This is a genomic window from Synechococcus sp. H55.11 (genome assembly GCF_047462475.1).
GTDB lineage: Bacteria > Cyanobacteriota > Cyanobacteriia > Thermostichales > Thermostichaceae > Thermostichus.
This window is the reverse complement of the sequence record NZ_JANSJI010000055.1, coordinates 1-8,558: the sequence shown is the minus strand read 5'-3', so window position 1 is coordinate 8,558 and position 8,558 is coordinate 1. Positions and strand designations below refer to the sequence as shown.

General features: G+C 57.2%; 7 protein-coding genes. 6 read left to right on the top strand and 1 reads right to left on the bottom strand.

Annotated features, from left to right (window positions below; all coding sequences use genetic code 11):
- Positions 1-679: 679 nt before the first annotated feature.
- The 6 genes from NW853_RS02295 to NW853_RS02270 all read left to right on the top strand — a co-directional run bounded on the left by NW853_RS02295 (position 680) and on the right by NW853_RS02270 (position 8,123).
- Complete coding sequence (locus NW853_RS02295; protein ID WP_414347537.1) at positions 680-1,594, top strand: radical SAM/SPASM domain-containing protein; 915 nt, start codon at positions 680-682, stop codon at positions 1,592-1,594.
- 9 nt (positions 1,595-1,603) lie between these two features.
- Positions 1,604-2,377 (top strand): hypothetical protein, encoded by a 774-nt coding sequence (locus NW853_RS02290; RefSeq protein WP_414347534.1) that lies wholly within the window; start codon positions 1,604-1,606, stop codon positions 2,375-2,377.
- Between the two features lie 13 nt (positions 2,378-2,390).
- Positions 2,391-3,194: a phytanoyl-CoA dioxygenase family protein gene (locus NW853_RS02285; RefSeq protein WP_414347532.1), complete on the top strand. Its 804-nt coding sequence runs from the start codon at positions 2,391-2,393 to the stop codon at positions 3,192-3,194.
- Complete coding sequence (locus NW853_RS02280; RefSeq protein ID WP_414347530.1) at positions 3,191-3,979, top strand: TylF/MycF/NovP-related O-methyltransferase; 789 nt, start codon at positions 3,191-3,193, stop codon at positions 3,977-3,979. The genes NW853_RS02285 and NW853_RS02280 overlap by 4 nt, the downstream gene beginning before the upstream one ends.
- A gap of 221 nt (positions 3,980-4,200) precedes the next feature.
- Positions 4,201-5,427: a class I SAM-dependent methyltransferase gene (locus NW853_RS02275; RefSeq protein WP_414347527.1), complete on the top strand. Its 1,227-nt coding sequence runs from the start codon at positions 4,201-4,203 to the stop codon at positions 5,425-5,427.
- A 14-nt stretch (positions 5,428-5,441) separates the two neighbouring features.
- On the top strand, positions 5,442-8,123 hold the full coding sequence (locus NW853_RS02270) for a tetratricopeptide repeat protein (protein ID WP_414347526.1): 2,682 nt from the start codon (positions 5,442-5,444) through the stop codon (positions 8,121-8,123).
- 51 nt (positions 8,124-8,174) lie between these two features.
- Here NW853_RS02270 and NW853_RS02265 read toward each other — a convergent pair whose 3' ends face one another.
- Entirely contained in the window at positions 8,175-8,303 is a 129-nt protein-coding gene (locus NW853_RS02265) for a hypothetical protein (RefSeq protein ID WP_414347523.1), read from the bottom strand.
- Positions 8,304-8,558: the final 255 nt, after the last annotated feature.

The following is an 8,558-nucleotide window of genomic DNA, read 5'->3' as shown; positions in this document are numbered from 1 at the left end:
CAGCAAGTCCTACTGACCAGATAAGCTTCAGAAGCCAAGCGTTGTTGCTGGAGAGGAATCGAACAAAGAGCTGGCCGCCTCCTTCGTTCTGACACACTTAGCCATACCGAACCTAGTCTGGCCTATCTTTCAGCGCAGCTCAACCTATTGCTGGCTGGGTCAACAAAACGCGCGGAGTGCCCCCCTGTATAGACGGTGGGAATGGACAGCGCCCCTAGATTGACTTTGGGTGTACCAGAGCACCGCCGCACGAAACAATACACTTAGAGTCAATCTGTACCGCTATCATGTCTGTGTCTGCTTGTGGTTTTGCGATAGAGAGGGACAGGGGGTCGGTGAGGGTTATGTTCGATGTTGCTACCAACCAGGGCTGGGAACCCGCCTCGTGAGTCTTGGATGCTTCAGCTCTACAGATATGGCTAGCGCCACGCTTTGCGAACGCAGACTCGGTACACAGGATGGACGCCGTCCCGCTGCCGCGAACGATGAAACAACTGGAGCAGGGGAAGAGACAAAAGCCTTGTCGTTAGGTAGGCGGGGAACCCCACCCACCCATGCACTGGGGTAGCTCATAACAGACACAGGCAGCAGCCTTCCCGCTAATGGTGCAGAGCCCCTACACTAGAGCTTGCGTGGAAGTGTTGTAATCAGTAGGGAAGATATTGCAGGAGAAAATTCCATGCTTCAAGAGAACGTTGAAATGAGCCCAATTCCGCCTAACTTACTGGACTATCAGAGAAGAGCTCTGGCCATGCGGGAGAGTTCATACATTGACTTTCCAGCCCACGTCCATCTGGAAACGATGGCGCGCTGCAACGCTGCCTGCAACTTTTGTCCCTATCCTTCGCTAGAAAGAAAAGGGACAAAGATGGACGATGCTCTCATAGAGAAAATCGTCAACGACCTTAAAGACATTCCACGTCTTCATCGCTTTCAATTAAGCCCCTTCAAGGTCAATGAGCCATTTTTGGATGCACGGATTTTTGATTTGCTTACGTACCTCCAGTCTGAGTTACCACACGCTACCATCACCTTGACTACCAATGCTTCGCTTATCAACGAGCGGATCTTGGAACGATTGACCCAGTTCCCCAATCTTGGCTACTTGTGGGTTAGTTTTAACGATCATCGCCCGAACGAATATGAGGCAACAATGAGGTTGCCCTATAGACGAACCCGCGAAAGCCTGGACATGCTGCACAAAGCAAAAGCTGAAGGACGTTTGCCAATGCGCATTGTGCTGTCGCGTGTCGGTGACGGCACGGCAGTTGATAAAGATTTTGCTGTCTGGGTAAAGACAACTTATCCCTTGTTTGAAGTGAGCATTTTTCCACGCACGAACTGGCTTGGCCAGGTTGACATGCCCCCTTCCGCAGTGCCGCCTGTAGCCTGCACCCGCTGGTTTGATATATCGATCACAGCAACGGGTGTAGTAGCCCATTGTTGCGCCGATGGCCAGGCACGCTACCCCATAGGCAACGTTCGGGAGCAGCATGTCCTCGACATCTACAACAGCCCAAGCTATCGCCGACTGCGCACAACAGTGGACAACCGTCTGCGTGTCGAGCCCTGCCGCCGCTGCAATTTTCTCTGAGAGAGATTTATGGCTATTACCGCCATCGAATACACCCTATTTCGCCAAATGCGGGAGCAAAACGCCATTCCACTTGGAGGAGACTGTTTGGAACTGGGCGAAGCCAACTGGTATGGCGACGTGGCTGTCGAGCAGCTTGGCCAAGACATTTATCGCTTTGCCAAAGAGGAAGAACGTACTGCCCTCTTCCGTCAGCTCGATGAAATAACTCAAGCCAAGCGCCCCGGAATGCTGTTCGAGATTGCCAAGATCTTTTGGCGCACCTTCTGGCAGCCGCGCTCCATGACGGCGGTGGATCTTCACGGCACCGAGACAGCTCTCAAGCTGGATCTCAATTTCCCTATTGAGTTGCCCCAGCGTTATGATGTTGTTTTTAACCTTGGCACAGCCAAGCACATCTTCAACATTGCTCAGGTAATGAAAACCATACACGACTACACACTGCCTGGCGGCTTGATGATCCATGGCCTGCCCTTTACTGGCTGGTTCGACCATGGTTTTTACAACGTGCAACCGACTTTTTTCTGGGATCTAGCTCAGGCAAATGGTTATACGATAATGGCTTATCTCTACGTCGAATACAACCCACTGAAGTTTGTGCAACTATGGAAACGGGAGGATATTCTCGAACTAGCCACCAAAAATCAGATTAGCCAAAATGCCCTGCTTTACTGCGTGCTGCGCAAGCCCGCTGAAGATCAACCGTTTTACTTTCCGATTCAGGGCTACTATGCTGGCACTATCTCCCAAGAGGCAGCACAGGCTTGGAAGACTCTACGATAAAAGGAGAGTGAACATGAAACAGCTCAGGGAGCAATTTACAGAACTCGGCTACTGCCATATCCCCCAGTTTATTTCGCCCGCCTTGCTAAATGAGTGGGCAGATGACCTGCACTGGCTGGTCGCCACCCAGCTTGAGCGGTTTGGCCTTTCAGCCAGTGAAGAAAGTGACCCTGTGCGTCGTTTGTCGCGCTCGCTCATTACTCTGTGGCGGGCCAAGCCGGAGGCACAGTCTTGGATTTATGAGGAGGTTAATCGTCGGCCTTGGATGTTTGAACTGGCAAGCAGCCGCTTGCTCACGAGTTGGGTTAGAGAGATACTGGGCAGCGAGCACATCGCCATCCATCCACGCCTGAACATGATCATGAACATGCCCGGCCACGAATGGCATGTTGCCCACTGGCATCAGGATCGTTTCTACGGCCCACAGCATCACGTAGTGGCCTACATTCCGTTACAGAATACCGGCGCCTTTAATGGTGGGTTGGTGGTTGCACCTGGCGAACACAAGCGAGGTCTGCTGCCCCACGCCTACGACGAGGCGCTGCGTGGAAAAAACAAGTGGATTACGCTTTTGCCAGAAGTCACCGCTTCCTTCAAAGAGCAGCGTCAGCTCGAACTAATGGCAGGTGACCTGGTTCTCTTCGACGGACTATTGCCGCACTCGGCCAACCTGAACCGCAGTGAAGATGTAAGATTTGCGGTTACGCTGCGCTATACCGATTTGACCGATCCTTTCTTCATTGAACGAGGCTGGCGCTGGCAAGATTTGGCGGAAGAAGGACTGAAAGCACTTGCAACCAAGGAGAATGCCCCATGAGCAGCACTAACCATCCCTTGAGCGGCATGATCCGCGAGTCATCCCGTCAAAGCGAAGCCAATATCAGGTGCCTGGCAGAACTGGAGCGCTACTGGGCCGAGAGCCCCGGCAGCGCCAACATCAAACTGGAAAATTTTACCAAATACGTCACGCGGGAAAGCTTAACGAAATTCTTGGCACGCGCCGAGGTGTTCCAGAAGCAACTGCACGTTCACGGTTCAGTTGTTGAGATGGGGGTTGCCCGTGGCGCAAGCCTCATGACCTGGTATCACCTGAGCTCGATTTTCGAGCCAACCAATTATCTGCGCGAGATCATCGGCTTCGATACTTTCACGGGTTTTCCAGAATTGTCTGCAGCCGATCTGGCAGGTCATCAGGTTTCCGAACATACCCGTCCCGGTGGTTTTGCCGTCGAAAGCGGCATGGCCAACGATATTCTGCGTGCCGCGTCCATCCACGATTTGACCCGCTTTCTTGGCCACCTACCAAAACTGAAGCTAGTCGAGGGCGATCTGCGTGTTACACTGCCCAAGTATCTTGAAGACAACCCCCATTTGGTTGTCTCTTTGCTGCATCTTGATGTCGACCTCTACGAGCCGACAAAACTGGCCCTGGAATTGCTCGTGCCGCGCATGCCCAAGGGAGCAGTGATCTTGTTTGACGAGCTCAACATGCGTCAGTTTCCAGGTGAGACGCTGGCGACGTTGGAGACGCTGGGCATCCGCAATCTCCGTCTGATCCGCTTCCCCTACGCGACGTGCATGTCATACGCCGTGCTTGAGTAAACTCCTCCACGGCTATAGCTTGCTTCCTTGAAGCGGTAGCCCTGCAAGGGCTGGTTTACAGCAGCTCCAGATGGGGCAATCAGGTTGGCGGCGTTGGACTCCCCATCCCCTTCCCAAGGCCTTTCTTGGCCGCCTGGACTGGGGTGGGGGCTAGCTTGCAGACTAGGGTCAGGGTTTGTTGCAGGGTAGTAGTACGATAGCCTCAGTGCTGCGTTTTTCTGATGACTCCCCTTTACTCCGACTCCTGCCCGGCATGTGGCGAAGTAGCGGCCCACCCTTTTTTTGACGGCGGGATGGCGCCGCTTGCCACCCTAGGCTGGCCGCGCACTGAACATGAGGCGCGGGCAATGCCCCGTTATCGGCTTGACTTTGTCCAGTGCATTGCCTGTGGCCATGTCTGGAATCGCGCCTTCTGCTATGAGGATGTTCCCTACCCCAGCCAGCCCAACCTCATGTTCAACGCCGGGATCCTGTGGAACCGGCACCTGGCACAACTGGCGGATGAGGCGTTGACCCGCCTGCCCCAGAAGCCAACAGTGGTTGAGATTGGGTGCGGCTGTGGTCACTTTCTGCGCGCGTTGGCTGCTTGTCGGCAAGGGCAGTACATCGGATTTGATCCCCACCAACCAGACGACTTCCCCCGCGACTTCCAGTTTGAGGCGCGGCTTTTTGAGCCGGTTGAGGATCTGCTGCGCATTCAACCGGATCTGGTGGTGATGCGCCACGTGCTGGAGCACTTTAGCCAACCAGCAGCTTTCCTGCAGCAGTTGGCGTGGGCTGCGAGTCAATGTGAGAAGACTGTACGCCTGCTTGTTGAAGTACCTTGTATTGACCGGGTCTTCTCTACAGGCCGATTGGTGGATTTTTACTACGAACACCCCCAGCAGTTCAGTACCGAGTCGCTACGTGCCCTGTTACAGCGCGTGGGTGCCATTGTGAGCCTGTGGCATGCCTACGATGGGGAAGTGGTGCTGGCCATCGTGGAGCTCTGGCTACCCCCCGACTGGCGGCTACGAGCAGAAGCAGCAGCCCAATTCCTGCAGCGCAGCCAAGCGGCCCGGCGCAGGATTGCGGCCCAGCTTCACGAGCTTGCCTGCAGTGGCCTGCGGGTTGCCATATGGGGAGGTACGGGGAAAGGGGCAGCCTTCATGCACCACTTTGGGGTTAGGGCCGAGCAGTTTCCCTTGGTCGTCGATTCGGATCCCAACAAGGTCGGCACTCATGTGCCCGGGGTGGGCCAGAGAATTGTGAGCCGAGAGGAACTGGTCAAGCAGCCGCCAGACGTGGTCATCATTCCGACGCAATGGCGCGCTGCCGACATTGTGACAGAGATGGCCAGCCTTGGGATAGAGCCAAAGCAGGTTCTCATCGAGCACCAAGGGCAGTTGGTCGACTACTGGCACGCGACCCATCCCTATGCCCTGCCGGAAGGGAAAAAGAGCACTTGAGGAGTTTCCCTGCAATGTCAGAGTTGGACGAGCTGCTGCAGCAAGCCCTCAACCATCACCAGCAGGGGCGCCTGGAGGAGGCGGAGCAGCTCTACCGAGCTGTCCTACGGTCTGTCCCCCGCCACCCAGAGGCGCACCACAAGCTGGGGCAGCTTACCCGCCAGCGGGGGCAGCCCCGGGCGGCCCTGCACCATTTGGTAACCGCCGTCAGCGCCAATCCAACGGTTGGTCAGTATTGGCTGTCCCTGGTGGAGGCGCTACTGGAGTGTGGCGAATATGCGGAGGCCGAGCGGGTGCTTGCCGATGGGCACACCCTCGGACTACTGGAAGAGGCAGTGGTTGTCGAGTGGAGCGCGCGGCTGGCCGCTACCAAGCTGGCAGGATCCAGCCCGGTGCCAGCGACTCGAACCCTTAGCGAGGAGGAAGCCAGCAAGCTGCAGGCAGCAAGTGAGGCCTACAACTGTGGCAACCTGGCCCTTGCTTTGCAAAAAGCCCAGGAGGTGCTGGCCAGAAACCCCAGCTCTGCCCTGGCCTGGGCCCTTGTTGCCAATGTGCACTGGAAGCAGGGGGAGTATGCTGCAGCAGAAGAGGCGGCTCGCCGCGCTCTGGACCTTGAGCCTGAAGAGCGCAACGCCCTGCTTACCCTAGCGCTATCTCTGGAAGGGCAAGGGCGCTACGTGGAAAGCGAGGCGACCTTTCGCCAGGCGCTCCTAGCCTATCCAGAGGATGCTGAGATATACAGCAATTTTTCAGCTCTATTGCAGCAGATAGGCAAATGGCCGGAAGCGCAAGCGGCTGCCCTGCGGGCCATCGAGCTCCGGCCGACCTATGCTGACGCCTGGGTCAACTACGGGAGCGCGCTGCTGGGGGGCGGTGAAAGAACGCGGGCCAAGAACGCCTACCAAGCAGCGCTGCAGTTCAATCCCCAACGGGTGGAAGCGCTCCTCTCGCTTGGGAGAATGGCGGCAAAAGAGTACAACTTTTCCCAGGCCCTGGATTACTACGACAAAGCCTTGGCGCTTCGCCCCGACTTCCCTGAGGGCTTGCTGGGCAAGGCAGAAGTCTACCTCAATTTAGAGCTCTTTCAGGAAGCAGAGAGCTTTGCCCGTCTTGCCCTTCAAAAAGATCCCCACCACTTTGCTGCCTATCTGGATCTAGCGCTTGCCTTGGCAGTTCAAGAAAGGGATGCAGAAGCCGAGGAAGTGTTGCAGGCAGCGCGCCAATGCAGGCCGCAGCCCCCTAATGCTGCCGAGCTGATCCTTGCGGCGCAGATTCAGGGCCGGCTTTGGCTACCCTCCATCCTAGAGTCGCAGGCCGCTATCGCCCACTGGCGGGCACGCTACCAGGAGGGTCTGCGGAGTTTGCTGGCCTTGCCGGGAACCCTGGAAGACCCGACCCAACTCATCGGACGCTCCCTTGCCTTCGAGCTTGCCTACCACAACGCCGACGACCGGCCACTCATGGAGATGCTCTGCCAGCTCTTTCGAGCCAAGGCGCCGCAGCTCAATTTTGAAGCCCCCCATGTTGCCCGTTGGCACTTCCCTGCTGGTCGGCGCATCCGCGTTGGCTTTTGCTCAGAGCTTCTTGTCAACCACACCATCGGCAAGCTCTACCAGGGCCTTTTGCGTCAGCTTGACCGCTCGCGTTTTGAAGTCATCCTCATCTACCCACCGCAAGCCCGTCGCGACTCGGTGCGGGCTATGTTAGAGGCTGCTTGCGACCGAGTGGTGGTTCTCAGCGGCCCACTGCCCCAGTGGCAGGCGCAGGTTGCAGCTCTGGAGCTGGACGCTCTTTTCTATCCCGACATCGGCATGAAGATGTCCACCTACTTCCTGGCCTATGCGCGGCTTGCGCCGGTGCAGATGGTTAGCTACGGCCACCCGGATACCACTGGCCTCGATACAATCGATTACTTCCTGGGGGCCGATGCGCCAATGGAGCCAGAAGGGGCGGAAGCGTACTACAGCGAGCGCTTGGTGCGCTTTGCCCGCCTGCCCTTCTGCTACCAACTTTTCGGCTTGCCACGGCAAATTCCCCCCCGGGCAGAACTGGGCCTGCCTGAGCGCGGCAGGCTCTACGGCTGCCCGCAATCGCTTTTTAAGCTTCACCCTGACTTCGACGCGGTGCTGGCCGCCATTGCCGAGGGCGATCCCGAGGGCCACATTGTCCTCGTCGACGGCTTGGCCAAGACTTGGAACGACCAGCTCAGGGCTCGCTGGGCAAAGAGCGCCCCCATCCTCAACGAACGGGTCTGCTTTGTGCCGCGCCAGCCCCTTGCTCGCTTCATGGCGCTGGTGGCCCATTGTGACGTTCTGCTGGATCCTGTCCATTTCGGCTCAGGCAACAGTCTCTACGAGGCCATGGCCTACGGCAAACCCATTGTCACCTGGCCTGGGCGCTTTGCCCGTGGGCGTTTGGTGGCGGCAGCCTATGAGCAGATGGGGATTGCCGAGATAGCGCCCATTGCCCCATCCCTCGACGCCTATGCGGCTACAGCCCTTGCTTTTGGCCGCGACAAGGAGCGCTGTCTGGCTTTTGCCACCAAGGCCGTAGAAGCAGCCGAAGCGCACCTGTACAACGACCTGCAGGCCGTGCGTCAGTTCGAGACCTTTCTCCTGGCGGCGCTGGAAGCGGCTGACCGTGGAGAGAAGCTACCCAGCGGTTTTCGGGTGCCACCCCCCGACACTGGGAGCTGAGATCCTGACTCCTGGGCAGAAGACAAGCTCCCCCGTATCCTTACCAGCTACTCAACGGGACACCGGAGCAGTGCCAAGCTCTAACTCCCCGTACAGGGCCACCACCCGCTGCAGCGCCCGTCGCCCTGCTGCCGTAGCGGGTATGCCGGTGGACAGGCGGTACTGCCTACCGCGGTACATCCAAGTCAGACTCAGTCAACCCTTGTCTTGAGTCACGTGGACAATTTCCTTTGGCTCTCTCTTTGCGGTCATTTTGCGATCACTCTACGCACCCAATTTACCCCCTTTTACGCCGAACTCGGCCTTACCCCCAACTGAGGTTTTAGCTTGGAAGTGCTTATCTGGAGCGGGTTTTGCGGTTTAGTTCAGGGCGTATCGGCTGGAAGCGGGCGGACGGAATCGAACCGACAACAGCAGTTTGGAAGACTGCGGTTT